The organism is Paraburkholderia humisilvae, from assembly GCF_902859855.1.
Taxonomy (GTDB): domain Bacteria; phylum Pseudomonadota; class Gammaproteobacteria; order Burkholderiales; family Burkholderiaceae; genus Paraburkholderia; species Paraburkholderia humisilvae.
This window is the reverse complement of sequence record NZ_CADIKH010000007.1, coordinates 192,041-217,823: the sequence shown is the minus strand read 5'-3', so window position 1 is coordinate 217,823 and position 25,783 is coordinate 192,041. Positions and strand designations below refer to the sequence as shown.

At 64.0% G+C, this 25,783-nt stretch carries 22 protein-coding genes; 17 read left to right on the top strand and 5 right to left on the bottom strand.

The features are described from left to right. Positions 1 to 9: 9 nt before the first annotated feature. The 9 genes from HV796_RS09425 to HV796_RS09385 all read left to right on the top strand — a co-directional run bounded on the left by HV796_RS09425 (position 10) and on the right by HV796_RS09385 (position 10,253). Positions 10 to 2,400, top strand: a complete 2,391-nt coding sequence (locus HV796_RS09425; RefSeq protein WP_175226204.1) for a xanthine dehydrogenase family protein molybdopterin-binding subunit — start codon at positions 10 to 12, stop codon at positions 2,398 to 2,400. A gap of 14 nt (positions 2,401 to 2,414) precedes the next feature. Further along, on the top strand, positions 2,415 to 3,212 hold the full coding sequence (locus tag HV796_RS09420; RefSeq protein WP_175226203.1) for an FAD binding domain-containing protein: 798 nt from the start codon (positions 2,415 to 2,417) through the stop codon (positions 3,210 to 3,212). A gap of 91 nt (positions 3,213 to 3,303) precedes the next feature. After that, positions 3,304 to 4,191: an AAA family ATPase gene (locus HV796_RS09415; RefSeq protein WP_175226202.1), complete on the top strand. Its 888-nt coding sequence runs from the start codon at positions 3,304 to 3,306 to the stop codon at positions 4,189 to 4,191. A gap of 131 nt (positions 4,192 to 4,322) precedes the next feature. Further along, positions 4,323 to 5,552 carry a vWA domain-containing protein gene (locus HV796_RS09410; RefSeq protein WP_246355783.1) on the top strand — a complete coding sequence of 410 codons (1,230 nt, stop codon included), beginning with the start codon at positions 4,323 to 4,325 and terminating at the stop codon, positions 5,550 to 5,552. Continuing rightward, on the top strand, positions 5,543 to 6,133 hold the full coding sequence (locus tag HV796_RS09405; protein ID WP_175226200.1) for an SRPBCC family protein: 591 nt from the start codon (positions 5,543 to 5,545) through the stop codon (positions 6,131 to 6,133). Before HV796_RS09410 ends, HV796_RS09405 begins: the two co-directional genes overlap by 10 nt. Next, positions 6,106 to 7,155, top strand: coding sequence for an XdhC family protein (locus HV796_RS09400; protein WP_175226199.1), 1,050 nt, complete (start codon positions 6,106 to 6,108; stop codon positions 7,153 to 7,155). Before HV796_RS09405 ends, HV796_RS09400 begins: the two co-directional genes overlap by 28 nt. 213 nt (positions 7,156 to 7,368) lie before the next feature. Further along, positions 7,369 to 7,746: a type II toxin-antitoxin system RelE/ParE family toxin gene (locus HV796_RS09395; protein ID WP_175226198.1), complete on the top strand. Its 378-nt coding sequence runs from the start codon at positions 7,369 to 7,371 to the stop codon at positions 7,744 to 7,746. Next, the gene (locus HV796_RS09390; protein WP_175226197.1) at positions 7,727 to 8,047 is read left to right on the top strand and encodes a helix-turn-helix domain-containing protein; all 321 of its coding nucleotides are present in this window, start codon (positions 7,727 to 7,729) and stop codon (positions 8,045 to 8,047) included. The genes HV796_RS09395 and HV796_RS09390 overlap by 20 nt, the downstream gene beginning before the upstream one ends. A 160-nt stretch (positions 8,048 to 8,207) precedes the next feature. After that, a complete protein-coding gene (locus tag HV796_RS09385; RefSeq protein WP_175226196.1) occupies positions 8,208 to 10,253 on the top strand; it encodes a DUF3857 domain-containing transglutaminase family protein in 2,046 nt (681 codons plus the stop codon). Positions 10,254 to 10,287: 34 nt separating this feature from the next. Here the strand turns inward: HV796_RS09385 and HV796_RS09380 are convergent, their stop codons facing one another. Both HV796_RS09380 and HV796_RS09375 read right to left on the bottom strand, forming a co-directional pair. Further along, positions 10,288 to 11,310 (bottom strand): serine/threonine protein kinase, encoded by a 1,023-nt coding sequence (locus tag HV796_RS09380; protein ID WP_175226195.1) that lies wholly within the window; start codon positions 11,308 to 11,310, stop codon positions 10,288 to 10,290. A gap of 247 nt (positions 11,311 to 11,557) precedes the next feature. Further along, a complete protein-coding gene (locus tag HV796_RS09375) occupies positions 11,558 to 11,770 on the bottom strand; it encodes a hypothetical protein (protein ID WP_175226252.1) in 213 nt (70 codons plus the stop codon). A 389-nt stretch (positions 11,771 to 12,159) separates the two neighbouring features. Between HV796_RS09375 and HV796_RS09370 the strand changes: the two genes are divergently transcribed. The 4 genes from HV796_RS09370 (at position 12,160) to HV796_RS09355 (ending at position 18,926) form a co-directional block, all read left to right on the top strand. After that, positions 12,160 to 15,342, top strand: a complete 3,183-nt coding sequence (locus tag HV796_RS09370) for an efflux RND transporter permease subunit (RefSeq protein WP_175226194.1) — start codon at positions 12,160 to 12,162, stop codon at positions 15,340 to 15,342. Between the two features lie 37 nt (positions 15,343 to 15,379). Beyond that, on the top strand, positions 15,380 to 16,648 hold the full coding sequence (locus HV796_RS09365; protein WP_175226193.1) for an efflux RND transporter periplasmic adaptor subunit: 1,269 nt from the start codon (positions 15,380 to 15,382) through the stop codon (positions 16,646 to 16,648). Between the two features lie 5 nt (positions 16,649 to 16,653). Next, positions 16,654 to 18,249, top strand: coding sequence for an efflux transporter outer membrane subunit (locus HV796_RS09360; protein WP_175226192.1), 1,596 nt, complete (start codon positions 16,654 to 16,656; stop codon positions 18,247 to 18,249). 494 nt (positions 18,250 to 18,743) lie between these two features. Next, entirely contained in the window at positions 18,744 to 18,926 is a 183-nt protein-coding gene (locus tag HV796_RS09355; RefSeq protein ID WP_175226191.1) for a hypothetical protein, read from the top strand. Positions 18,927 to 19,004: 78 nt separating this feature from the next. On the opposite strand, the gene mgrA is transcribed toward HV796_RS09355, so the two are convergent. Continuing rightward, positions 19,005 to 20,048, bottom strand: coding sequence for an L-glyceraldehyde 3-phosphate reductase (mgrA, locus tag HV796_RS09350; protein WP_175226190.1), 1,044 nt, complete (start codon positions 20,046 to 20,048; stop codon positions 19,005 to 19,007). Between the two features lie 250 nt (positions 20,049 to 20,298). Here mgrA and HV796_RS09345 point away from each other — a divergent pair, with 250 nt between their 5' ends. Next, the gene (locus HV796_RS09345; RefSeq protein ID WP_175226189.1) at positions 20,299 to 20,502 is read left to right on the top strand and encodes a DUF3185 family protein; all 204 of its coding nucleotides are present in this window, start codon (positions 20,299 to 20,301) and stop codon (positions 20,500 to 20,502) included. 101 nt (positions 20,503 to 20,603) lie between these two features. Here the strand turns inward: HV796_RS09345 and HV796_RS09340 are convergent, their stop codons facing one another. Continuing rightward, on the bottom strand, positions 20,604 to 21,365 hold the full coding sequence (locus HV796_RS09340) for a phytanoyl-CoA dioxygenase family protein (RefSeq protein ID WP_175226188.1): 762 nt from the start codon (positions 21,363 to 21,365) through the stop codon (positions 20,604 to 20,606). Positions 21,366 to 21,818: 453 nt separating this feature from the next. Between HV796_RS09340 and HV796_RS09335 the strand changes: the two genes are divergently transcribed. Next, the gene (locus HV796_RS09335) at positions 21,819 to 22,193 is read left to right on the top strand and encodes a hypothetical protein (protein WP_175226187.1); all 375 of its coding nucleotides are present in this window, start codon (positions 21,819 to 21,821) and stop codon (positions 22,191 to 22,193) included. A 195-nt stretch (positions 22,194 to 22,388) separates the two neighbouring features. Here HV796_RS09335 and metK read toward each other — a convergent pair whose 3' ends face one another. Further along, positions 22,389 to 23,576 carry a methionine adenosyltransferase gene (gene metK, locus HV796_RS09330; RefSeq protein WP_175226186.1) on the bottom strand — a complete coding sequence of 396 codons (1,188 nt, stop codon included), beginning with the start codon at positions 23,574 to 23,576 and terminating at the stop codon, positions 22,389 to 22,391. Positions 23,577 to 23,850: 274 nt separating this feature from the next. Between metK and HV796_RS09325 the strand changes: the two genes are divergently transcribed. Beyond that, complete coding sequence (locus HV796_RS09325; protein WP_175226185.1) at positions 23,851 to 24,735, top strand: lipid A biosynthesis lauroyl acyltransferase; 885 nt, start codon at positions 23,851 to 23,853, stop codon at positions 24,733 to 24,735. A gap of 150 nt (positions 24,736 to 24,885) precedes the next feature. Further along, positions 24,886 to 25,767 carry a diaminopimelate epimerase gene (gene dapF, locus HV796_RS09320; protein ID WP_175226184.1) on the top strand — a complete coding sequence of 294 codons (882 nt, stop codon included), beginning with the start codon at positions 24,886 to 24,888 and terminating at the stop codon, positions 25,765 to 25,767. The last annotated feature ends 16 nt before the right edge of the window (positions 25,768 to 25,783 follow it).

Sequence of the window (25,783 nt, the reverse complement as noted above, 5' to 3'; positions counted from 1 at the left end):
AGCCCGACCATGAACGCACCCGAAACCCATCGCATGATCGGCGCCTCCGTCAAACGCAAGGAAGACGCCCGCTTTCTGACCGGCAACGGCCAATACACGGACGACCTGATCCTGCCGCAACAGTCGTATGCGGTGTTTCTGCGCTCGCCTCACGCGCACGCGCGCATCAAAAGCATCGATACGACCGCCGCGAAGCAGTCGCCCGGCGTCGTCGCGATCTTCACCGGCGCGGACCTCGCGGCGGACAAGGTCGGCGGGCTGCCGTGCGGATGGCTGATTCATAGCGTCGACGGCAAGCCGATGAACGAACCGCCGCATCCGGTGATCGCGCATACGAAGGTGCGCCATGTCGGCGACCAGGTGGCGCTGGTGATCGCCGATTCGGTCAATGCGGCCAAAGACGCGCTCGAACTGATCGAAGTCGACTACGACGAGCTGCCGGCGAACGTCGATACCGCGCACGCAGCCGACCCAGGCCAACCGGCGGTGCACGACGAAGTGCCCGATAACACCTGCTTTACGTGGGGCCACGGCGACAAGGCCGCGACCGACGCCGCGTTTGCGAAGGCCGCGCACGTGACAACGCTCGACATCGTCAACAACCGGCTCGTGCCGAATGCGATCGAGCCGCGCGCGGTCAATGCCGCATGGTCGCCGCACGACGACAGCTATACCGTGTACGTCGCGAACCAGAATCCGCACGTCGAACGGCTGCTGATGGCCGCGTTCGTGCTCGCGCTGCCCGAATCGAAGGTGCGCGTGATCGCGCCCGACGTCGGTGGCGGCTTCGGCTCGAAAATCTTTCTGTATGCGGAAGACGTCGCGGTGACATGGGCGTCAAAGAAAGTGCGGCGCCCGGTCAAATGGACGGCCGAGCGTTCCGAAGCCTTCCTCTCCGACGCGCACGGCCGCGACCATGTGACGAAAGCCGAACTCGCCATCAACAAGGACGGCACGTTCCTCGCGATGCGCGTCCATACGATCGCCAATATGGGCGCGTATCTGTCGACGTTCGCGTCGAGTGTGCCGACCGTGCTGTACGCCACGCTGCTCGCCGGTCAGTATGCGACGCCGGCGATCTACGCGGAAGTGAAAGCGGTGTTCACGAATACCGTGCCGGTCGACGCCTATCGCGGTGCGGGGCGTCCGGAAGCGACGTATGTGGTGGAACGCCTCGTCGAAACGGCGGCACGCGAACTGAATATCAATCCGGCCGACCTGCGCCGTCGCAACTTTATCCGCTCGTTCCCGTATGCGACGCCGGTCGGCCTCACCTACGACACCGGCGACTACGAACCGATTCTTGCGCGCGCCATCCAGCTCGCGGATGTCGAAGGCTTCGCCGCGCGCAGACAGGCGTCGGAGCAGAAAGGCAAGCGGCGCGGCCTCGGCTATTCGTGCTATATCGAGGCGTGCGGACTCGCGCCTTCGAACGTCGCCGGCGCGCTCGGCGCGCGCGCGGGCCTCTTCGAAGCCGGCGAAATCCGCGTGCATCCGACGGGCTCGGTCACCGTGTTTACCGGCTCGCACAGCCACGGCCAGGGTCATGAGACGACCTTCGCGCAGGTGGTCGCCGACCGGCTCGGCATGTCGATCGACAACGTCGAAGTCGTACACGGCGACACCGGCCGGATTCCGTTCGGCATGGGCACCTACGGGTCGCGCTCGATCGCGGTCGGCGGCTCGGCGATCATGAAGGCGCTCGACAAGGTCGAAGCCAAAGCGAAAAAGATCGCCGCGCATCTGCTCGAAGCATCGCCCGACGATATCGAGTTCAGGGACGGCACGTTTCGCGTCGCCGGCACCGACCGCACGAAGAGCTTCACCGACGTGTCGCTCGCCGCGTATGTGCCGCACAACTATCCGCTCGACAAGCTCGAGCCGGGCCTCGACGAAAGCGCGTTCTACGACCCGACGAACTTCACGTATCCGGCCGGCGCGTACATCTGCGAGGTCGAGGTCGACATCGACACGGGTGAGACGCGGATCGAACGCTTCACCGCGGTCGACGATTTCGGCAACGTGATCAATCCGATGATCGTCGAAGGGCAGGTGCACGGCGGGCTCGGCCAGGGGATCGGCCAGGCGATGCTCGAGCGCTGCGTGTACGACAACGAAACCGGGCAGCTGCTGTCCGGCTCGTATATGGACTACGCGATGCCTCACGCGTCCGATCTGCCGGACTTCACGGTGGAGACCGCGAAGGGCACGCCCTGCACGCACAATCCGCTCGGCGTCAAAGGTTGTGGCGAAGCGGGCGCGATCGGCTCGCCGCCGGCCGTGATCAACGCGATCATCGATGCGCTCGCGCCGCTTGGCGTCACCGACCTGCAGATGCCGGCGACGCCGCATCGGATCTGGTCCGCGCTGCGAGCGGCCCATCCATCACAACGCGCCTGAGCGAAGGAGCCCACATGTATACGTTCGACTACCAACGCGCGGCTGATCCGAAAGCCGCGGTGTCGGCGCTCGCGGCGGACAGCGAAGCCAAATACCTGGCCGGCGGCCAGAGCCTGCTGCCGACGATGCGCCTACGCCTCGCACAGCCTTCGAAGCTAATCGACGTCACGCGCATTCCGGCGCTGAAGGAAATCCGCGCGGACGGCACGACGCTGTCGATCGGCGCCGCGGTCTGTCACGCGGACGTTGCAAGCCATGCGGACGTGCGCCGCATGCTGCCTGCGCTCGCCGACCTCGCCGCGCATATCGGCGACCGCCAGGTGCGCGCGCTCGGCACGATCGGCGGCTCGCTCGCGAACGACGATCCGGCTGCGTGCTATCCCGCGGCAGTGCTCGGGCTCGGCGCGACCGTCGTCACCGATCGCCGGCGAATTAGCGCCGAAGACTTTTTTGTCGGCATGTACGAGACCGCGCTCGCGCCCGACGAGCTGATCGTAGCGGTCGAGTTTCCGCTGGCGGAACGTGCCGCCTATGAAAAGTTCAGGAACCCGGCGTCGCACTTCGCGCTCGTCGGTGTGTTCGTCGCGAAACAGGCGAATGGCGTGCGCGTGGCGGTGACCGGCGCGGCGCCGTCGGTGTTTCGTATGCCCGAGCTCGAGCGGGCGCTGTCGGCTGACTTCTCACCGGCGGCGGCCCGCACGGTGACGGTTTCGGCGGATGGTCTCAACACGGATCTGCACGCGAGCGCAGAATATCGTGCACATCTGATTCCGATCCTGGCTGCGCGCGCGGTCGAGCGGGCCAAGGGTTAGACGCGCTCGCGCGTGACCGCCTGGCGGTTCGTGGCCCGGCGCGTCCGGGCCGTTCCGTTTCAGCGCCGCGCGCCGCGCGCCCGAGAAAACCATGCAACCCGCTTCGATCGACGACACCCTCGCGCAACTCACGGACCAAGGCTATTTTGCGAGCCGCGAGCTCGCGACCGCGCTGTTTCTCGCGCTGCGGATGGAGCGGCCGCTCTTCGTCGAAGGCGAGCCCGGCGTGGGCAAGACCGAGCTTGCGAAGGCCGCGGCCGGCATGCTCGGCACGTCGATGCTAAGGCTGCAGTGTTACGAAGGCCTCGATAGCGCGAGCGCATTGTACGAATGGGACTACCCGCGGCAGATCATGGCGCTGCGTCTTGCCGAAGCGGCCGGCGAGAAACCCGGCAACGACACGCTGTATCGCAGCGAGTTTCTGTTGAAGCGTCCGCTGCTGCAAGCACTGATGCCCGATGAGCGGCACCCCGGCGCGCGCCGCGTGCTGCTGATCGATGAAATCGACCGCGCCGACGAACCATTCGAAGCGTTCCTGCTCGAGCTGCTGTCCGACTTTCAGGTGTCGATTCCGGAGTACGGCACCGTGTGCGCGCAACAGCGGCCGCTCGTCGTGATGACGTCGAATCGCACACGCGAAGTGCACGATGCGTTGAAGCGCCGCTGCCTGTATCAGTGGATTGGCTATCCGGAGCGCGAGCGTGAACTTGCGATCGTCGCCGCGCGAGCGCCGGAAACCAGCTACGCGCTGCAACGGCACGCAGTGGGCTTCGTGCATCAGTTGCGCGGCATGGACCTGTTCAAGGCGCCGGGCATCGCCGAAACGATCGACTGGTGCCGCGCACTTGCTGCACTGAGTGTCGTCGAACTCGATCCGCAATCGGTGCAGGATACGCTGGGGGTCCTGCTGAAGTATCAGGACGATCTGGCGCGAATGGACCCGCAGCAGATCGCCCAATGCCTTGCCGCAGCGGAGTGACGCCGATGGACGCCACGCCGGACACGGATGCCGCTTCGAACCCCGCGCGGTCCACGCGCGGCGCAGCGCAAGACCCATCGCAGACCGAACCGTCCACGACAACGAACCTGTGCCGCATCGAGGGATTCCCGATGCTCGCCCGCAACGTCGTGCACTTCGTGCGCCTGTTGCGCGCCGCGGGCCTGCCGATGTCGCCGGCACAGGCGGTCGATGCGCTCGACGCGTTGCACTGGGTCGGCCTCGCACGTCGCGACGACGTGCGGGCGGCCTTAGCCACGCTGCTCGTGCGGGCGCCTGACGAACGGGAGCTGTTCGACGCCGCTTTCGAGCTGTTCTGGCGCGACCCCGACTGGGCCGGCAAGATGCGCTCCCTCCTGCTGCCGAAAGTGGGCAATGCGATTCCGCCACCCAAACGCAACAACCGCCTCGCCGACGCGCTCGCAGCGCGTCCACCTGCGCAGCACGGCGATCGTCACCCACCCACGATGGAACAGCACGAGTTGCATGCGCACGTGACGTTCAGCGCCGAGGAACGGCTGCGCCACCGCGACTTCGATACGCTCACCGCGGACGAGTGGCGCACGCTGCGCCACGTGATCCGCAGCCACAGGCTGCCGCTCGCGATGGAACGCACACGCCGGCTCAAGGCCGCGTCGCGCGGCGCGCACGCGGACCTGCGCGCGAGCGCGCGCCACGCCGTGCGCGCGGGGGGCGACTGGACGATATGGAAATATCGCGCCGCGGTGGAGCGCAAACCGCCGCTCGTGCTGCTGCTCGACATTTCCGGCTCGATGAGCAGTTACTCGCGCGCGGTACTGTACTTCTGCCATGCGCTGCTGCAATCGCGCGAACGGCTGCAGGTGTTCCTGTTCGGCACCCGTCTGACCAATGCGACCCGCGCATTGCGCGAGCGCGACCCGGACGTGGCAATCGCGACGCTCGCGGATCAGGTGGTCGACTGGTCCGGCGGCACGCGGATCGGCGCGGCGCTCGCCGAATTCAACCGGCGCTGGGCGCGCCGCGTGCTGACCGGCAGGGCCACGGTGCTGTTCGTCACCGATGGGCTCGATCACGAGGCAATCGATCTGCTGGCCGCTGAAATGAGCCGCCTGCGGCGCTTCGCACATCGCATCGTCTGGCTCAATCCGCTACTGCGCTATAGCGAGTTCGCGCCCAAAGCCCGCGGCGTGCAGGCGATCCTGCCGCATGTGGACGCGCACCGGCCGGTTCATAATCTCGACAGTCTGTGCGCATTTGGCCGCGATCTGGCGCAAATGTCGCACCTGGGCGACACGGCGGCGCCGATGACCCGCAGCGCCTCGCACCCGACGATATCCGCAGGAGGCACGCGATGGAATTGACCGAAACTTATAAGCTGCCCATCTCGCAACAACGCGCGTGGGAAGCGTTGAACGATACCGAAGTCCTGCGTGCGTCGATTCCTGGCTGCGAGAGTATCGACGCGGACGGCGAAAACGCGTACGCGGTATCGATGAGTGCGTCCGTCGGTCCCGTTAAGGCGCGCTTCAAAGGGCGTATGCTGCTGACCGATATCGACGCGCCGCATACGTATACGATCGTGTTCGAAGGCCAGGGCGGCGCCGCGGGTTTCGGCAAAGGTAACACGCATGTCAAGCTCGAGCCGGACGGCGATGACGCAACCACGCTTACCTATACGGCGAGCGCGCAGGTGGGCGGCAAGCTCGCGCAGATCGGCTCGCGGCTCGTCGATGGCGCCGCGCGCAAGATCGCCGGCGAATTTTTCAAGCGCTTCAGCGCGCAGGTGACGGGGGGCGGCGCAGACGCCGCAGCGGCTGAGAACGGTGCCGCACCGGAAGCTGACAAGCAGGCGGATGAACCAACCGGCGTCACGCAAGCCACATCGGACGGCGCCGAACCGAAGAGGAAGAAATCATGGACAGCGTGGATCTCGAAGTCCTGAAATCCAGTGCACGCTGGCTCGACGAAGGTCACCGTGCGCTGCTGGTCACGGTCGTCAAGACGTGGGGCTCATCGCCACGCCCGGAAGGCGCGATGCTCGCCGTGCGCGACGACGGGCTGGTGGTCGGGTCGGTGTCGGGTGGCTGCATCGAAGATGATCTGATCGACCGCGTGCGCCGCCAGGGCATCGAGCAGACGCATCCGGAAGCGGTGAAGTACGGCATCACCGCCGAAGAAGCGCACCGCTTCGGTCTGCCATGCGGTGGCACGATCCAGCTGGTGCTCGAACCGCTCGACCAGCAAAGCGGCATCGCCGAACTGTGCCACGCGGTTGAGGAAGGGCGGCTGGTCGCGCGCACGCTCGACATGACGACCGGCGCGGTTCGCTACAGCGCGGCGCAAGCCACCGATGGGGTCGACTTCAACGACCGGCGCCTGCTCACCATTCATGGGCCGCGCTACCGGATGCTGGTAATCGGCGCCGGTCAGCTGTCGCGCTATCTGTGCAACATCGCGGTCGGGCTCGACTATCAGGTCACGGTTTGCGATCCGCGCGAAGAGTACACCGACGAGTGGAACGTGCCGGGTACGAAAATCGTGCGCACGATGCCGGACGATACCGTGCTGGAGATGAAGCTCGACGAGCGCTGCGCGGTCATTGCGCTGACACACGACCCGAAGCTCGACGATCTCGCGTTGATGGAAGCGCTCAAGACCCCGGCGTTCTACGTCGGCGCGCTCGGGTCGCGGCGCAATAATGCCGCGCGCCGCGAACGGCTAAAAGAATTCGATCTGACCGAAACCGAACTCGCGCGCTTGCATGGTCCGGTCGGCATCTACATCGGCAGCCGCACGCCGCCTGAAATCGCGGTGTCGATTCTGGCCGAAGTCACGGCGGCGAAGAATGGCGTGTCACTGCCCACGTTGCTGCAAGTCGAAGGTGCAAAGGCCGCGCGCGAAATCGCGGCAAACGGCGCTACCGTTTGCGGCCTGCCTGCCGAATTTGGCGAGCGCCACGCGTAACGCGCAGTTCAATCCGGCCGCGCGCCACGCCGCGGCCGGATATCTTCTGTTCCGTGTCCTGTTGTTCTTCCCTTCAACGTTAGCCATTCGGCTGACTGCCTCTTTCCTCGCAACCTCCATAGCATGAGCCTCTGTGCATCGGGACTGCCGCACGCAGGCATCCCGGCATAGTAATTCCGTTGACGGAATATTCTTTGGAGGCTATATTTGTCTATGAACTGGGACGTTGAATACACCGATACTTTCGGTGACTGGTGGAGCGATTTGAGCGAATCGGAACAGGAGTCGGTCGCGGCGTCAGTGCAGTTGCTCGAAGAATACGGTCCGTATTTGCGACATCCGCATTCGAGTCAGGTCAACGGCTCGGGTTACGGAAACATGCGTGAATTGCGCATCCAGCATGACGGCAGGCCGCTGCGCGTGCTGTACGCGTTCGATCCCGCCCGCGTCGCCATTTTGCTGATGGGGGGTGATAAGACCGGCGACGGGCGCTGGTACGACCGGAACATCCCGCGCGCCGACGCGCTGTATCGCGAACATCTCGCGCAATTGAAACAGGAGGAAGCCGATCATGGCCAGGAAGTTTGCTGAACTGCGGGCGAAAATGTCGCCCGAATCTCAAGTCCGCTCGAATGACAAGGCGCACCGTCTGATGGCGGAAATGGCATTGAACGAACTGCGCCGGGCGCGAGGCATGTCACAGGAAGAACTGGCAATCGTGCTGCACGTGAAGCAGCCGAGCATTGCGAAGGTCGAGCAGCGCACGGACATGTATATCTCGACATTGCGCGAGCACATTCGTGGGCTCGGCGGTGAACTGGAAATCATCGCGCGCTTTCCCGAAGGGGAAGTGAAGATCAGCAACTTCGGCGTGTTGAGCGGCAAGGCATAGCCAACGCCGCGGGTCGCGCGACCGTCGGCATGCATCGAGCATCGCCACGATCCTTGTCGTCGCCATTACGTACGTTCCCGGCTTGACAACCGATTTGTGGGCCTTTTAAGTGTGAAGTCCGCTCATCCCGCAAACCGTCATCGCGGTCACGTACGATCCCATGCGCCCTCTCGTGCTCGTCTTCATCGTGGCCTCCGTCTGGACTGCCGGCGCGTCGGCAGCCGGCGCCAGCAGCAACACTGACGGTCTGCGCCCAGGCGTCGGCATAACCCAAGGCATCGCGAACGACCCGGCGTTGCGCTCCGCCGTCGGCCCGGCCAATCCTGTCGAACCGTACACGAACGAGCAGGAGACCCAAACCTTCACCGTCAACGCCGACGGCTCGTATGTGAAGCTCGACGACCTGACGCTGCGCGTGAACACCGAGGCCGGCGTCGCGCGCGTGGCGCAGCACTACATCTGGTACAACCGCAACATGGCGAGCGTCGACGTGATCGACGCTTACACGATCGGCGCCGACGGCGTGCGCCACGACGTGCAGCCCGAGCAGATTCACGACGTGCAGGAAGAGCGTTCGTTCGACGCGCCGATGTTTCAGGACATCCTCGAAAAGGTCATCGTGTTCCCTGCTGTGGAAGCCGGCGCCCAGATTCACCTGACGTACCGGAAAACGCAGCAGGTACCGATCGTGCCTGGCTATTTCAGCGATTTCACACCGCCCGATCTCGCGCCGACCCACAACTTTCGCCTGATCTACGACTTGCCCGCCGACGTGCCGCTTTACGCGGACGCGCGCGGCTTCGTCACAGAGCCGCCGCGCACCCAGGCTGGACGCACGCGCTACGAGTTCCGTTATGACAAGGCGCGCTTTGGACGCCTCGAATACGGTTCGATTTCATACGTGAGCTACGGCGACCGGCTGATGGTGTCGACCTACCGCGACTACGCGGCCTTTGCGGCCACCTATAAAGCGTCAGCGGTCGACCCAACCGCATCGGACCCGGCCATCGTCGGTCTCGCACGCACGCTAACCGAGGCGGACAGCACACCGCAAGCCAAAGCGAAATCGCTTTACGACTGGGTGCGCAAGAACATCCGCTATGTCGCCGTCAACGTCGGGCGGGGTGCGGTCGTGCCGCATCGCGCCGCCGATATCCTCACGCTGCGCTATGGCGACTGCAAGGATCACGTCGCCCTTTACGGCGCGCTGCTCAGCGTCGTCGGCATTCGCAACGAGCCGGCGCTGATCAATAGCGGCACCGTCTATACGCTGCCTTCGGTGCCCGGTTTCGGCGTACTGAATCACGTGATCACGTGGCTGCCGGACCTGCGGCTCTATGCGGACTCGACCGCGCCGAACGTCGAATTCGGCTATCTGCCGTCAACCGATATGGACCGGCCCACCGTGCTCGTCGATCAGGGCACACTCGGCCACACGCCGACGACCGCGTCGATGGTGCGCGACACCGACCTCACGATTACCGTCGCGCCGGACGGCTCGGCCAATTTCGTCTATCGCCTGCAAGCGACCGGCTGGGCAGCCGAGCAGGGGCGTACGATGCTGCGTCTGCAAACACCCGCGCAGCGCGAAGAAGCGATTCAGGGCGAGTTGCGCGCGACCAACCTGAACGGCAACGCAACGTTGTCGACCAACGCGCTTGATGCCGCCAGCGGCCCGCTGATCGTCACGATGAAGGGCTCGCTCGACGACTTCGTCGTGCCCGGCGCGGCCGCGTCGATTCCCGCTCTGACGAGCTTCGTCGGCGGCTTTCAATCGGACGCCCGCTACTGGCTCGGCGAGCGGCAGCGCACGCAGCCGTTCGTCTGCCGCAACGTCGAACTTCACGAGCGTGCACGCATTGCACTGCCCGCGAATTTTCGCGTGCTCGACATGCCGGAGGCCGCGCACACCGAAGACCGTTTCGTCGAGTTCCATTCGACCTATCAGTACGATCCGAAAACGAACGTCGTCACGATGACGCGCGACGGCAGCACGCGCTTTAGCAGCGAAGTGTGCTCACCGGACGAGTTTGCGCAGATGCGCGCGGGCATCGAGACGATCGGCCGCGACGTACGCGCAGAGGTGATCGTCAAATCGACGCTGCCCGGCATCGCGCAGGCAGGCGCCGCCAGTGCTGCCGGCGCCGCAGGCGCGCGCGGCCGGGTGTCTCAGGCCGCGAAAAAAGTCGTCGCCGAAGCGCCGTGAACGCACCGCGCGGTGCGGGCTCGCGCGACGCGGATCAAACCGGCCACAATGGCCCTTCCTGCATCGCGCCGATCTGCTCGCGCAGTTCGAGAATGCGGTCTTCCCAGTAACGCTGCGTGTTGAACCATGGGAACGCGACCGGAAACGCCGGGTCGTTCCAGCGCCGCGCGAGCCACGCCGAATAGTGAATCAGCCGCAGCGTACGAAGCGCCTCGATCAGATGCAATTCGCGCGGCTCGAACTCGCAGAAGTCCTCATAGCCGCCCAGCAGATCGGTCAACGCGCGCGATGCGTCGCCGCGGTCGCCCGGCAGCAACAGCCATAGGTCCTGCACGGCGGGTCCCATCCGGCTGTCATCGAAATCGACGAAATGCGGGCCGGCGTCGGTCCACAGCACGTTGCTCGGATGGCAATCGCCGTGCATGCGCAGCGGCGCGATATCGCCCGCACGTTCGAACGCGCGTTCGACACCCTCGAGCGCCAGGTTCACGACAGTGAGCCACGCTTCGCGCAGGTCTTCTGGTACGAAGCGTTGCGTCAATAGAAAATCGCGCGACTCGTAGCCGAACGTGCCGATGTCGAGCGTGGGCCGCTCCGCGTAGCGCTGCGTACGACCGACGGCGTGAATCCGTCCGATAAAGCGGCCGAGCCACTCAAGCGTGTCGCGCTGCTCGAGTTCAGGCGCACGGCCACCGCGCCGCTCGAAAAGCGCGAAACGAAAGCCGTCGAATGTGTGTAGCGTGCGGCCTTCGAATGCGCGCGCCGGCACGGCGGGAATCTCGCGTGCGGCAAGCTCGGCGACGAACGCGTGTTCTTCGAGGATCGCGGCGTCGGACCAGCGTTGCGGCCGATAGAACTTCGCGACCAGCGGTGCACCATCCTCGATGCCGAGCTGGTAGACGCGGTTTTCGTAGCTGTTGAGCGGCAGCATGCGCCCGTCGGTACGCGCGCCGGTGCTCGCAAGCACGCTGTCGATCGCGTCGAGCACGCATTCCGGCGTCAGCCGGGTAAACGGAACGGCGGCGCCGTCCCCGAGGTCGGGAGTGTGTTCGTTCATGCCCGCATTGTGCGCCGCGCCGCCGTCAAAGACGAGCGTTTGCCGCGCCTACGCGGACACGGGCGTGAAGGCAGGGGTGACGACGCTCAACAGGTGAGCCGCGACGCGCGTCCGTAACGTGCGTTGTGAAGCACCGTGGTGAGACACGGCTCTGGCACGCGGCTATGAGACACGGTCATGAGACACGGCTATGAAGCGCGCGCGCGAACCGCGCCCGCGAAGCGCAACGGAAAAGCGTCGCTCGCGCTCAGTGCAGCGCGGCGCCAGCCGGACGCACCAGCTCACCCGTGTCGATCAGATCTTCAAGGAAAAAGGGTTCCGTGCTCAATTGCGGCGACGTGCCGGGCTCACCCGCGTACCACGCCACCATGGCCATGTCGCCCAGAATGCGCATGACAATCCCGCGTGCGCCCGCAGGCACAGCGATATGCACGGATCGGACAATAGAACCGACTTGCATGATATTTCCCCGTTCTGCATCTGCCGGCTTCGGAGGATTGCGCCGGTCAATGTGACAATGAAAAACGCCGCCCCGGTCAAAAAGTTGTGCATGCACCTGATCTTCGTCGCGGGGCGAATCCATTGTTACCACTTTACCCGCACCGCCAAAAGCCGAAAAAAGAGGCATATGTACCGCTGTTTCGATCGAATCAACTTACGAAACGCTAACTGTAACGTGCTGTAAACGGCCCATCATAAACCGTTCGCGCGGCAACTCTCAAAATTGGACATGTACACTACGATACGCGTTATATTCCTGTCGCGCGCGGTGGTCTGCAGCCACACTTGCGCACACGCCCGCCGCCCTCGGCGGCGCCGTCCTTTCGGCCCCAACGGACCGCACCGTACATGTGGATTGTTCGCCTTGCGCTGCGGCGCCCGTATACGTTTGTCGTTCTCGCCCTGCTGCTGCTAATCGTCGGGCCGCTGACGATCCTGCGCACGCCTACCGATATCTTCCCGAACATCGACATTCCGGTGCTGTCGGTTATCTGGACATTCCAGGGTCTGCCCGCCGACGAGATGGAAAAGCGCATCGTGCTCAACTACGAGCGCGGGCTCGCGACGACGGTCAACGATATCGAGCACATCGAATCGACTTCGCTATACGGCGTTGCGGTCGTGAAGATCTTTTTCCAGCCGCACGCGAACATCCAGGAAGCGCTCGCGCAAGTCACGGCACTGTCGCAATCGCAACTGCGTTCGCTGCCGCCCAGCATCACGCCGCCGAACATTCTGCGCTACAACGCGTCGACCGTGCCGATTCTGCGGCTCGCGCTGTCGTCGCCGTCGCTCACCGAGCAGGAGCTGTACGACTTCGGTAACAACTTCCTGAAGACGCAGCTCGCCACCGTGCCCGGCGCTTCGGTGCCGCTGCCGTACGGCGGCAAGCAGCGCCAGATCATGGTCGATATCGATTCGCGCAAGCTGCAGGAGCGCAATCTGTCGCCGATGGATGTGGTGAACGCGATCAGCGCGCAGAACCTGATCGTGCCGACCGGCACCGCGAAGATCGGCTCAACCGAATATTCGGTCCAACTGAACGCGAGCCCCGATTCGCTGGCTGGCCTGAACAACATTCCGATCAAGACGACCGCGAACGGCACCATCTATATTCGCGACGTCGCGCACGTCCGCGACGGCTACCAGCCGCAAACCAATATCGTGCGTGTGAACGGCCAGCGCGCATCGCTGCTGACCGTCAACAAGAGCGGCAATACGTCGACGCTGGAGATTGTCAACGACATCAAGGACATGATGCCGACGCTGCGCAACCTCGTGCCCGCGTCGCTGAAAATCGATCCGGTCGCAGACCAGTCGCTGTTCGTGCGCGCGTCGGTGCAGGGTGTGCTGCGCGAAGCGTTGATCGCCGCGTGCCTGACCGGCCTGATGATCCTGCTCTTTCTCGGCAACTGGCGTGCGACGCTGATCATCGCGGTCTCGATTCCGCTGTCGATGATCACGTCGATCATCGCGCTGTCGGCGCTCGGCGAGACGATCAACATCATGACGCTCGGCGGCCTCGCGCTCGCGGTCGGGATCCTGGTCGACGATGCGACGGTCGCGATCGAAAACATCAGCCACCAGCTCGAGCAGGGGAAAAATCTCGAACAGGCGATTCTCGACGGCGCACAGCAGATCGCGGTGCCGACGCTGGTGTCGACGTTATCGATCTGTATCGTGTTCGTGCCGATGTTCCTGCTGTCGGGCGTCGCGCACTATCTGTTCATTCCGCTTGCCGAAGCGGTCGTGTTCGCGATGCTCGCGTCATATTTCTTCTCGCGCACACTCGTGCCGACGCTCGCGAAGTATCTGCTGCGCCATCAGCATCAATCTGCCGACCCTCATCACGCTCGCGCACCGACGCGCAATCCGTTCATGCGCGTGCACCTCGCGTTCGAGCGCGGCTTTGCGAACCTGCGCGAACGCTACCGGCGGTTTCTGGTCGCGCGCGTAGCGAAACCCGGCGTGTTCACCGCCGGGTTTCTCGTTTGCTGTGGCCTGTCGTTGCTGCTGATCCCGTTCCTCGGTCGTGACTTCTTCCCATCGGTCGACGCGGGTACGATCGCGCTGCATCTGCGTGCGAAAACAGGGATGCGGGTCGAAGAAGCCGCCGCTGTCACCGACCAGGTCGATGCGCGCATTCGCCAGCTGATTCCGCCGAACGAACTGCACTCGATCATCGACAATATCGGCTTGCCGGTTTCAGGTATCAACCTGTCGTACAGCAACACCGGCACGATCGGCACGTCGGACGCGGACGTGCTGATCACGCTGAACGAAGACCATCATCCGACCGCCGACTACGTGCGCACACTGCGACACACGCTGACTGACGAGTTTCCTGGTGTCCAGTTCTCGTTCCTGCCCGCGGATATTGTCAGCCAGACGCTGAACTTCGGGATGCCGTCGCCGATCGATATCCAGATTGTCGGGCGCAACGTGGACGCTAATCGCGCGTTCGCGGCCAATCTGCTGAACAAACTGCGCAGCGTGCCCGGTCTTGCCGATGCGCGCATCCAGCAGCCGGCGGACCTGCCGCGCATCTTTATCGACGTCGACCGCACGCGCGCGCAGCAGGCCGGCTTCACGCAGAACGACGTTGCGCGCAACCTGCTGATCACACTATCCGGCAGCCAGCAAACGACGCCGACGTTCTGGCTCAATCCGCGCAATGGCGTGAGCTACAACGTGATTACCGAAGCGCCGCAGTACACAATGGACTCGCTGCAGTCGCTGGCCAATATTCCGCTCAACGCGAACGGCCACACGAACATTCTCGGCGCGCTGTCGACCATGCGGCGCGAGGCCGGCAACGCCGTGCTCACGCACTACAACGCGCAAACCACTATCGACATTTACGGCACCGCCGACGGCCGCGACCTCGGCGCCGTCTCCGATGACATCAACAAGATCATCAAGGCATCGAAAGCCGATCTGCCTCAGGCATCAACGATTGAGGTGCGGGGCCAGGTGCAAACGATGAATGCGTCGTTCAGCGGTCTGTTCGCGGGACTGGTGTTTGCAATCGTGCTTGTGTATCTGTTGATTGTCGTGAACTTCCAGTCGTGGCTCGATCCGTTCATCATCATTACCGCGCTGCCCGGCGCATTGGCGGGCATCGTCTGGGTGCTATTCCTGACGCATACGACGCTGTCGATTCCGGCGCTGACCGGCGCCATCATGTGTATCGGCATCGCGACTGCGAACTCGATTCTGGTGGTCAGCTTCGCGCGTGAGCAACTCCTCCTGCACGGCGATGCGGCGCGGGCGGCCATCGAAGCCGGTTTCACGCGCTTTCGTCCGGTGTTGATGACCGCGCTTGCGATGGTGATCGGCATGGTGCCGATGGCGATTGGTCTTGGCGAAGGCGGTGAACAGAACGCGCCGCTCGGCCGCGCGGTGATCGGCGGTCTGACGATCGGCACGCTCGCGACGCTGGTATTCGTGCCGGTCGTGTTCTCGATGATTTACCGGCGGCTGGCCGACCGGCGGCATCGGGCCGCCGGGCATGTCGTCCAGAAACCCTGATGCGCGCGAGCGCCTGGCCGTTGATAATGGAGCGTTGATGGAAGGAAAGCCTCTTGATGAATCCGCGGTCAGCCGCGGCGCCACGCCCGCGGCGGCAACGAAGCGCGGGCGCTGGATCGCCGTGCTCGCGGTCATCGTCGTGCTGGCGCTGGCGGTGCAGGGCATCTGGTCGCGCCGCGACGCGCATGCGACGCTCGAGCGTGACGCCGAGCATGCGGCGAAGCTGCCGGTCGAGGTCGTGCATCCGCAGAAGTCGAATGCGGCGCTCGATCTCGTGCTGCCCGGCAACGTCCAGGCCTATCTCGACACCCCCATCTACGCACGCACGAATGGCTATCTGAGGAAGTGGTACGCCGACATCGGCGCCCACGTGAAGGCAGGGCAACTGCTTGCCGAAATCGATACGCCGGAGGTCGACGATCAGTTGCGGGCCGCGCGCGCGGACGTCACCAATGCACAGGCGAACTACGAGCTCGCGAAGACAACCGCCGACCGTTGGACCGACATGCTGAAGACCAAGTCGGTGTCGAAGCAGGAAACCGATGAGAAAGTCGGCGACATGCTCGCGAAGAAGGGCACGCTCGATGCGGCGCGCTTTAACGTCGCGCGGCTCGAGAAGACGCAATCGTTCCAGAAAGTCTATGCACCGTTCGACGGCATCGTGACGGCGCGCAATGTCGACGTCGGCGCGCTGATCGACGCGGGCAGCGCGGGCGGACCGGCGAAGGAACTGTTCCACGTCGCGCAGGCGGACCGGCTGCGTGTGTATGTGAATGTGCCGCAGGCGTATTCGCAGCAAATCCGTGCGAATCAGGCCGCTTATCTGACGCTCACGGAAACGCCGGGCAAACATTATCCGGGCACCGTCGCGCGCACGTCGGGCGCCGTGGACCCGACGCAGCGGACGATGCTCGTCGAAGTCGCCGTCGACAACCGCAACGCCGAGCTGTTGCCGGGTGCGTATGCGCAGGTCCATTTCGCACTGAACTCGCAGGCCACGCCATACACGCTGCCCGGCAACGCGCTGCTGTTCCGTCCGGACGGCGTGAAAGTCGCCATCGTCGACGATCAGCAGCGCGTGAAGCTTGTGACGGTGTCGCTCGGTACCGACTACGGCACGCGCGTCGCGATCGCGTCCGGTCTGTCGGGCAACGAGCAGGTCATTCTGAATCCGCAGGACTCGATCGTCGACGGCGCGCCGGTGCGTATCGTGCAAACGAAGGCTGGTCGCGCGAAGCCCGCGAGTGGCGCGGCGGGCGGTGAAGCAAGCGGCACCGCCAGCGCACAAGCGGCGGCAGCGGGGTAGTGCGCATGCGTCCTGTTCGTCCGTGCCCGCCCGCACTCGTAACGCTTGCCGCTGCCGCCGTTCGTGCGGGCGCCGGCGTCGGCTCGGTCATCCGATCGGTCGCCGGTGCGGGGCCGGCGAGTGCCGCGGCCGCCATCGCGGCGGCCGCGCTGCTGACCGCGTGCGCGGTCGGCCCCGACTACGTGCGCCCTGCCGCGCCAACGCCCGCGACTTACAAGGAGCTCGAAGGCACCGGCTGGAAGCCTGCCGAGCCCGCCGATACCCAATTGCGCGGCGCGTGGTGGGAGGTTTATCAGGATCCCGCACTGAACGCGCTCGAAGAGCAGGTCGCCAAAGCTAACCAGAACGTGAAGGCGGCCGAAGCGAGCTTCCGTTCGGCTCGTGCGGCCGTCGCGGGATTCCGCTCGCAATTCTTCCCGGTCGTGACGTACTCGGCCGACTACTCGCGCACGAGATCGTCCGAAAACATCGAATTCAAGTCGACTGCGGGACGCACGCTGAACGACTACCTGGTCGGCGCCGACGCGACGTGGGAGCCGGATCTATGGGGCCGCGTATCGCGCAGCGTCGAAGGTGCGAAAGCCAATGCGCAGGCGAGCGCCGCTGACGTGCAGAGCATCCTGTTGTCGATGCAGGCCGAGCTCGCGACCGACTACTTCGAGCTGCGCGGGATCGATCGCGAACAGCAACTGCTCGACGATACGATCCTTGCGTACAAGGACGCCGTCGAACTCACGCAGAATCGGCTGAACGGCGGCATCGCGACCGACGCAGACGTCGCGCAGGCGCAAACGCAGTTGCGCACCACCGAGGCGCAGCAAATCGACCTCGGCGTGCAACGCGCGCAACTCGAACACGCGATCGCGATTCTGACCGGCCAGCCGCCGGCCACGTTCTCGCTGCCGGTCGCCCCGCTCGCCGCCGTGCCGGTGGTCGCGCCGACCGGCGTGCCGTCGGCGTTGCTCGAGCGGCGCCCGGATATCGCATCGGCCGAACGGCAGATGGTCAACACCAATGCGCAGATCGGCGTCGCGACCGCGGCGTTCTTCCCGAATCTGCTGCTATCGGTGACGGGCGGCCTCGAAGCCACCAACTACAGCCAGTGGCTGCTTGCGCCGAGCCGCTTCTGGTCGCTCGGGCCGACGATCGCGGGCACGCTGCTCGACTTTGGCGCACGCTCGGCCCAAAAGGCACAGGCGCAAGCGAACTACGACGAGAGCGTCGCGCAATATCGGCAAACGGTACTGAACGCGTTCGGCCAGGTCGAAGACAACCTCGCCGCGTTGCGCGTGCTTGAACGGGAAGCGAAGGCGCAGGATGAAGCGGTATCCGCGGCGCAGCGCTCGCTCGCGATCCTCAACGACCGCTACAAGAACGGCGCGATCACCTATCTCGACGTGGTCGTTGCGCAAACCACCGCGCTGACGAACGAAGTGCAGGCGGTCACGATCGCGCGCCGCCAGATGGCCGCGAGCGTCGCGCTGATCAAGGCGCTCGGTGGCGGCTGGGACGTGTCGCAGTTGCCCACCGACGAGCAGATCGTCCATCCTCCCGACGCAGACGACAAACCTGCGAGCGTAACGCAAGCACCGCGCGGCTGACGATAGACATGTGCGGCGCAACCGGCTGCTCGCCGCACGTGTCGACTCCGTTCGTGACCGCACTGCCGGAATGCATGCGAGGCGCGAGTTCACCTGCTCCTTGCTCGTCAGCGTCATCCGCCTCGACACCCGGCATTCCGTTCGCCGAACGCGACACACGCGCTTACTGGCGAGCGAGCCTCACGTTACTTTTCGCTGGGGCTACGCAGCGTTTTCCCTGCTCTACTGCGCGCGCAACCACGTCAACCCGCATATTCCGAAAGGTGGTTGCAAGCGGGCGCCGCGGTTTTCGTGACCCTGCGAAGACCGCTGAAGAATGTCGCTCAGCCCTGTCCAGCTTCACTTTGGCGTCGATGCCGATAGGTGCTTCGTACGCCTGCACGACCTTCCGGCATCCGCAACGTCACCTATACTCAAATCGAGCGCTACTGCCGCAAGATATGTGCTAGAACGACCACGCGGCCGCTCGACAAGTAATAGAGAAGGAGACGAACATGGCCTATTTCACGATCAGTGATTTTATTTTGGTCATCCCGATGGCGCTCGCCGGCGCGCTTTTTCTTGGCGCCATGCCATGCAACTCGGCCCTCAAGCATAACTCGCTACGCGTACTGGGCGCGCTGCTCGGCGTCGTGTTTGCGGTGGTGCTAGTCGAAGGTTTGCCTGCGTTGGTATAGCGGCGCACACCGGGTGTTCGGAAAGTAAAAAGCCGCCTTACGGCGGCTCGGGTGATCGACGGGCTGAGCGTATCGCGCTCAGACTCGCTGATCCGTCGACGGTTTTTCCCACAGATTGACCCCGCCCTCGATCGCGTGCCGATCGATTTCCGCCAGTTCTTCCTTCGTGAACGACAGGTTGGCAAGCGCGCCGACATTCTCGCGCACCTGCTCGGGTTTACTCGCGCCGATCAGCACGGAGGTCACGCGCGGGTCACGCAGCGCCCATGCAAGCGCCATTTGCGCGAGGCTCTGACCGCGTCGCCGCGCAATCTCGTTCAGCTTGCGCACATGTTCGGTGTTTTGCGCGCTCAGATGCTCCTGGCTGAATGATCCGCCGCCCGCCTTGTTGACGCGCGCGTCCGCCGGTACGCCGTTCAGGTACTTGCCGGTCAGCAAACCTTGCGCGAGCGGCGTGAACGCGATGGTGCCGGCGCCGGCTTCTTCGAGCGTGTCGAGCAGTTCGTGCTCGATCCAGCGGTTCAGCATGTTGTACGCCGGCTGATGGATCAGCAGCGGCACCTTGTACTCGCGCAACAGCTTCACCATCTCACGCGTCTTTGCGGCCGAGTACGACGAAATGCCGATATAGAGCGCCTTGCCCTGCTGCACGGCGCTAGCGAGCGCGCCGGCCGTTTCTTCGAGCGGCGTGTCAGCATCGAATCGATGCGAGTAGAAGATGTCGACGTAGTCGAGCCCCATGCGCTGCAGACTCTGGTCCAGACTCGCGAGCACATACTTGCGCGAGCCGCCGCCCTGGCCGTACGGACCCGGCCACATATCCCAACCGGCCTTCGACGAGATCAGCAGTTCATCGCGGTAAGGTTTGAAGTCTTCCTTCAGCAGGCGCCCGAAGTTGATTTCCGCGCTGCCGTACGGCGGCCCGTAGTTATTCGCAAGGTCGAAGTGCGTGATGCCGAGGTCGAACGCGGTACGGAGAATTTCACGTTGCGTCGAAAGCGGCGTCGTGTCGCCGAAGTTGTGCCACAGACCGAGCGACAACGCCGGCAGCTTGAGGCCGGATTTGCCGCAAAAACGGTACTGCATGTCGGAATAGCGTGCTGAAGCTGCTTCGTAAGCCATGGCTCGAATCCTTGATTCTCGATGAAACCCGCCGGGGAAACCTCTGGGAACAGAGCGCAGCATCGCGTTTGCGACGCGCTGCCGGTATTCGTACGAAAGTTCGTACGACGAATACGTTATGTTAGCGAATCGGCGAGAGCGCTGCACACCGGTTCCGCGGCGGCCCACACTGCGGGACCACGCGGAATTGGACGCGCCAGCGCCGCTCCCCTACACTGCGGCGGCAAATAACATCCGGGAGGATTCTGCAATGACCAAGGCGGTTTCAGTCGCGTTGCTCGTCGGTGGCATCGTGTTGCTGTATTTTGGCGGACAGTCGTTTCACTCGTTCAGTAACGACGTCTCGCGCGTGTTCACCGGCGCGCCGACCAACAAGACAATCTTCCTGCTGGCAGGCGGCGTGGTCGCGACCATTGCCGGGCTGATCGGGCTCACGCTGTCAGGCAGACGCTAGAAACGATCGTCGGTCGCCCGGTCACGGCTTTGCCGGCGCTCGGCCGTCAGCGTAACGTTCGCACATGATGCGCAACGGTTCCCGCGCGTGCCGCCACCGGCTCAAAACGCCACTTCGGGCTTGGATGCCGAGCGCGAGCCGGGCAACGGCACATTGCTCGCACCGTGATACGTGAACACGAGCGAGAACTTCACATCGTTTGTCACGTTCTTGCCAGCCGAATGCAGCGTATTGCAGTGGAAGAACACCACGTCTCCGGGATTCAATTCGGGCGACACCGCGGTCTGGATCAACGCCTGGTTTTCAGGCAGATCCGAGCGAAAAAATTTCGCGTCGTCGAAACGCCCGGACGTGAGCGCCGCCGTGTGCGAACCCGGCACGAACCACAGCGCGCCGTTGTCGGCGCTCTCCCGGCCGAGTGCAAACCACACCGACACCAGATCGTCGCGCTCGAACGACCAGTAACGCGCGTCGCGATGCCAGCCGGTCAGGCTGCCGTACGCAGGGTGCTTCGTCATCATGCAGTTGTGATGCGCGCGCGAAAGACGCGGCTCTTCGCCGAAGTACAACTCCATCCAGCCGCGAATATCCGGTGACGTCGCCGATTCCCGGAAGCGCTCATGGCGCGCGTAGGCATCGAGTAACCGGCGCACCGTGTGACCGCCGGGGGCGTGCTTCGAATCCGGCGCACCGGGATAGCGCAAATCCGCCTCGAACTCGATTGGCGCCGCCGCTTCCCGTAACTGCTGTTGCGCGATCTGCTTCAATTCGCCGCAACGTTCGGGCGACAGAAGCCCCGGCACGATGACGAAACCCTGATTGCGCAGTACCTCTATCTGTTCTTTCTTCGATTGGACGGACATGGATGTTTCCGATAGCGTTCGACGGCCGAAGTTCGATTGTAAAGCGCGCCGGATCGTGCGGGGCAGTATCGGATCAGGGCACGCCGCACGTTGCGGATGCAATCATGCACAGGGTTCGAACCTGGCAAACGTAAAAGGCGGGAAGGAAGGGAAAGGGCGCGATCCGCGCGCAATGTGAAACGTGCGGACGGCCTTTTTCGCATCGTGCAAGCGATACCCGCAAGGGTAAAAACCCGACTTCCGAGCGTCATCGATCGCGTGTAGCCTGCAGGCATGTCGATTGCGATCATCGATGTCCTGTTGCGCACGCGGCTTAAAATGGCTGTCTGCGCAGTCTTTTGTCATTCGTCAGGCTTTTGCGACCGGGATGCACGTGCCCGCTTTTACACAAAAACGCTGGCACGGTTGCTGCATTTCCCGTGCGCGCACAACACCGCCTGAAAAACACACGCCATGCACACACTTCTGAGCACTCGACTCACTCGAGCAGCATTGACGGCCGCGCGTCCGGCGCGCCGCCGTGTCGTGCGCGCGCTGCGCCACCACTCAGCGCGCACACGCGCGCTCACCGAACAATGGCGCGATGCTCGTCCCGTCGATAGCGTCCGCACGTGGTTTCGCACTTTCTTTTCGACGTTGAGAATGCAGGGCGCATCGCGTCGTTTCTCGCTGCGCACGCTGCTGCTGCGCCGGCCGACGCCATTGCGCGTCGCGGGTATGGCAGGCGGGCTCAACCTCGTGCGTGGACTGAACGTCGCGCGCGGCATGAGCCGCAAGCCTCGGCGCACGTCGACGACCAGCACCGGCTGGTTCGCGTTCGCCCGCTAGCTCCGGCTAGCTCGCTACTCGTTCGCGCCCGCTTACTTCGATTCGTTTGACGCGGCCGGGCCGCAAACGAAAACACCCTGCAAACGCAACGTCCGCAGGGTGTAGAACAACCTTGAACAGCAAACCTTGAACCGCGCCGAATGGTTTCGCGTTACGCACCAACGCAACGCGAAACCATCGAGCCGTCCCGCTCCGTTACGCGATCGCGACAACCGGCTCCGTGCCGGCGGCTTCGGCCAGCACAAGCGCCTTGTCGGTCGCCTCCCACGAGAATTCCGGCTCTTCACGGCCGAAGTGGCCATACGCAGCCGTCTTTTCGTAGATCGGACGCAGCAGGTCGAGCATCTGGATGATGCCCTTCGGACGCAGGTCGAAATGCTCCAGCACGAGACGCTGGATCGTCGCATCCGACACACGGCCCGTGCCGAACGTGTTGACCATCACCGACGTGGGCTGAGCGACGCCGATCGCATAGGAAACCTGAATCAGTGCACGCGACGCCAGGCCTGCCGCCACGATGTTCTTCGCGACATAACGGCCCGCGTACGCGGCCGAGCGGTCGACCTTTGACGGGTCCTTGCCCGAGAACGCGCCGCCGCCGTGGGGCGCCGCGCCGCCGTACGTATCGACGATGATCTTGCGGCCCGTCAGACCGCAATCGCCCTGCGGACCGCCGATCACGAAGCGACCAGTCGGGTTCACGAGGAACTTGATATCGCCCTTGATCAGATCGGCCGGCAGCGTCGGCTTGATGACTTCTTCGATCACGGCTTCACGCAGCGTCGACAGTTCGATTTCCGGCGCGTGCTGGGTGGACAGCACGACGGTGTCGATCGAATGCGGCTTGCCGTCGACGTAACGGACCGTGACCTGCGATTTCGCATCCGGACGCAGCCAGGGCAGACGGCCGTCGCGGCGCAGATTCGCCTGACGCTCGACGAGGCGGTGCGACAGGTAGATCGGCAACGGCATCAGTTCCGGCGTTTCGCTGCACGCATAGCCGAACATCAGGCCCTGGTCGCCTGCGCCCTGATCGAGGTTGTTGTCGTGCGCGCGATCCACACCTTGCGCAATGTCCGGCGACTGCTTGTCGTACGCGACGAGCACCGCGCAGCCCTTGTAGTCGATACCGTAGTCGGTGTTGTCGTAGCCGATGCGCTTGATGGTCTGGCGCGCCACCTGGATGTAGTCGACGTTGGCGGTCGTCGTGATTTCACCCGCCAGCACGACGAGACCCGTGTTGCACAGCGTTTCCGCGGCTACGCGCGAGTATTTGTCCTGCGCGAGAATCGCATCGAGAATCGCGTCGGAGATTTGATCCGCGACCTTGTCGGGATGGCCTTCGGAAACCGATTCCGAGGTGAAAAGAAAGTCGTTTGCCACGTTGCAGACTCCTTGTTATGTGGTTACGGTTGAGTTTCACGTAGCCAACTTCTTGAGTCTGAAGCGGCGACGCTTTAGCGGATTTCCCTTCCGGTCGCGCTTTGAAATAAAACGCTCCGGCTTCGCCCCGCAAGTTGTCTATTAACTCGGCGAAGCCCTTATTATAGCGACTTCTTCCAATCGTCACAGAGTAACCACGCGTGCTGCATTCCTATCCGCTTTCCGCCCACCCGCGCCGCGCGCGTTCCACTGCAGGTCTGCGTCGAGGAACTGCATGCTGAGCCGCCTTGGGCCGAAACTGGCCATCGGGCTGCTGAAGTTCTTCGCGCTGTTGCCTTACGGGCTCGTCGCGCGGCTCGGCGACGGCCTTGGCTGGCTGCTCTACCAGATTCCGAGCCGGCGCCGCCGCATCGTCCATATCAACTTGAAATTGTGCTTTCCCGAATGGAGCGACGAGGTGCGCGAAGACATCGCGCAAAAGCACTTCCGGCACGCGATTCGCAGCTACCTGGAACGTAGCGTCCAGTGGTTCGGCTCCGCGAAAAAGCTCGAAAAGCTGGTGCAACTCGATAGCGAAATCGACCTGACCGACCCCAACCTGCCGCCGACGCTCTTTCTCGGCTTTCATTTCGTCGGCATCGAGGCGGGCTCGATCTTCCTCAACTACTCGCTGCGGCGGCCGTGCGGGTCGCTGTATCAGCCGATGTCGAATCCGGAACTCGAAGCGGTCGCGAAAGCGGCACGTGGCCGTTTTGACGCGGAAATGGCCAGCCGCGCCGACAGCGCGCGCATCGTGCTGCGGTGGTTGCGCGAGCGCAAGCCCGTAATGCTCGGCGCCGACATGGACTACGGCATGCGCAATTCGGCGTTCGTGCCCTTTTTCGGCGTGCCGACCTGCACACTGACCGCGGTCGGGCGTCTGGCGAAGGTCGGGCGCGCGCAGGTCGTGCCGTTTATCGGCGAAGTGCTGCCGGACTATAAAGGCTACCGGCTCCGGGTGTTCAAGCCGTGGGACAACTATCCGACGGGCGACGACGCGCTCGACGCGCGCCGCATGAATGCGTTTCTCGAAGAGCAGATTCCTCGCATCCCCGAGCAGTATTACTGGGTGCACAAGCGCTTCAAGACCCGTCCGCCCGGTGAACCCAGCTTTTACTGAGCAAGCGTTTGAACGGCGGTCGTGGCGGGCAGGGTAAGCCGAGCCGTGCGCCAACCGTCCGCGCAATCGCCTGCCCGGGCCCGGAGGCGCACCGGTCAACGGCGCCACATCGCATACAGCGATGGTTCCGCAGTCACTTACAATAGCGGCATGAAACTGAAATTCACCAAAATGCATGGAGCGGGCAACGATTTCGTCGTGCTCGACGGCTATACGCGTCCGCTCAAGCTGAGCGCGGAACAGGTGCGCGCACTCGCGAACCGCCATTTCGGCATCGGTGCGGATCAGCTGCTGCTGGTCGAAAAGCCGACCGTCGACGGTGTCGACTTCCGCTATCGCATCTTCAATTGCGACGGCGGCGAGGTCGAACACTGCGGCAACGGCGCGCGCTGCTTCGTCAAGTTCGTACGCGACACCGGCCTCACCGATCAGCGCAGCGTGCGCGTGCAGGTGCAAAACGGTGTCATTACGCTGACGATGCAGGAAAACGGCGAGGTGATCGTCGACATGGGGACACCGGTGTTCGAGCCGGCACGGGTGCCGTTCGATACGAACGGCCTTGACGGTCGCCCCGGTGGTGGCCTCGAAGGCCGCCGCGAGGGCGCCGACACGCTGTGGCCGATCGACGTGAACGGCGCGACACGCTGGGTATCGGTGGTATCGATGGGCAATCCGCATGCGGTGCAGGTCGTCGACGATGTCGACGCATTTCCGGTTGCCGCTGACGGCCCCGTGATCGAATCGCATGCGCGCTTTCCACAGCGAGTGAACGTGGGCTTCATGCAGATCGTGTCGCGCCACGAACTCAAACTGCGCGTCTACGAGCGGGGCGCCGGCGAAACGCTCGCGTGCGGCACCGGCGCGTGTGCAGCGGTGGCCGCGGGCATCCGGCGCGGCTTGCTGGAAACGCCTGTCACCGTGCACACTCACGGCGGCGTATTGACCATCTCGTGGGCGGGTGGCAACACGCCGTTGCTGATGGCGGGCCCGGCCGCGACCGTGTTCGACGGCGAAATCGAGCTCGCCGACTGATTACCCTGACCGCCGC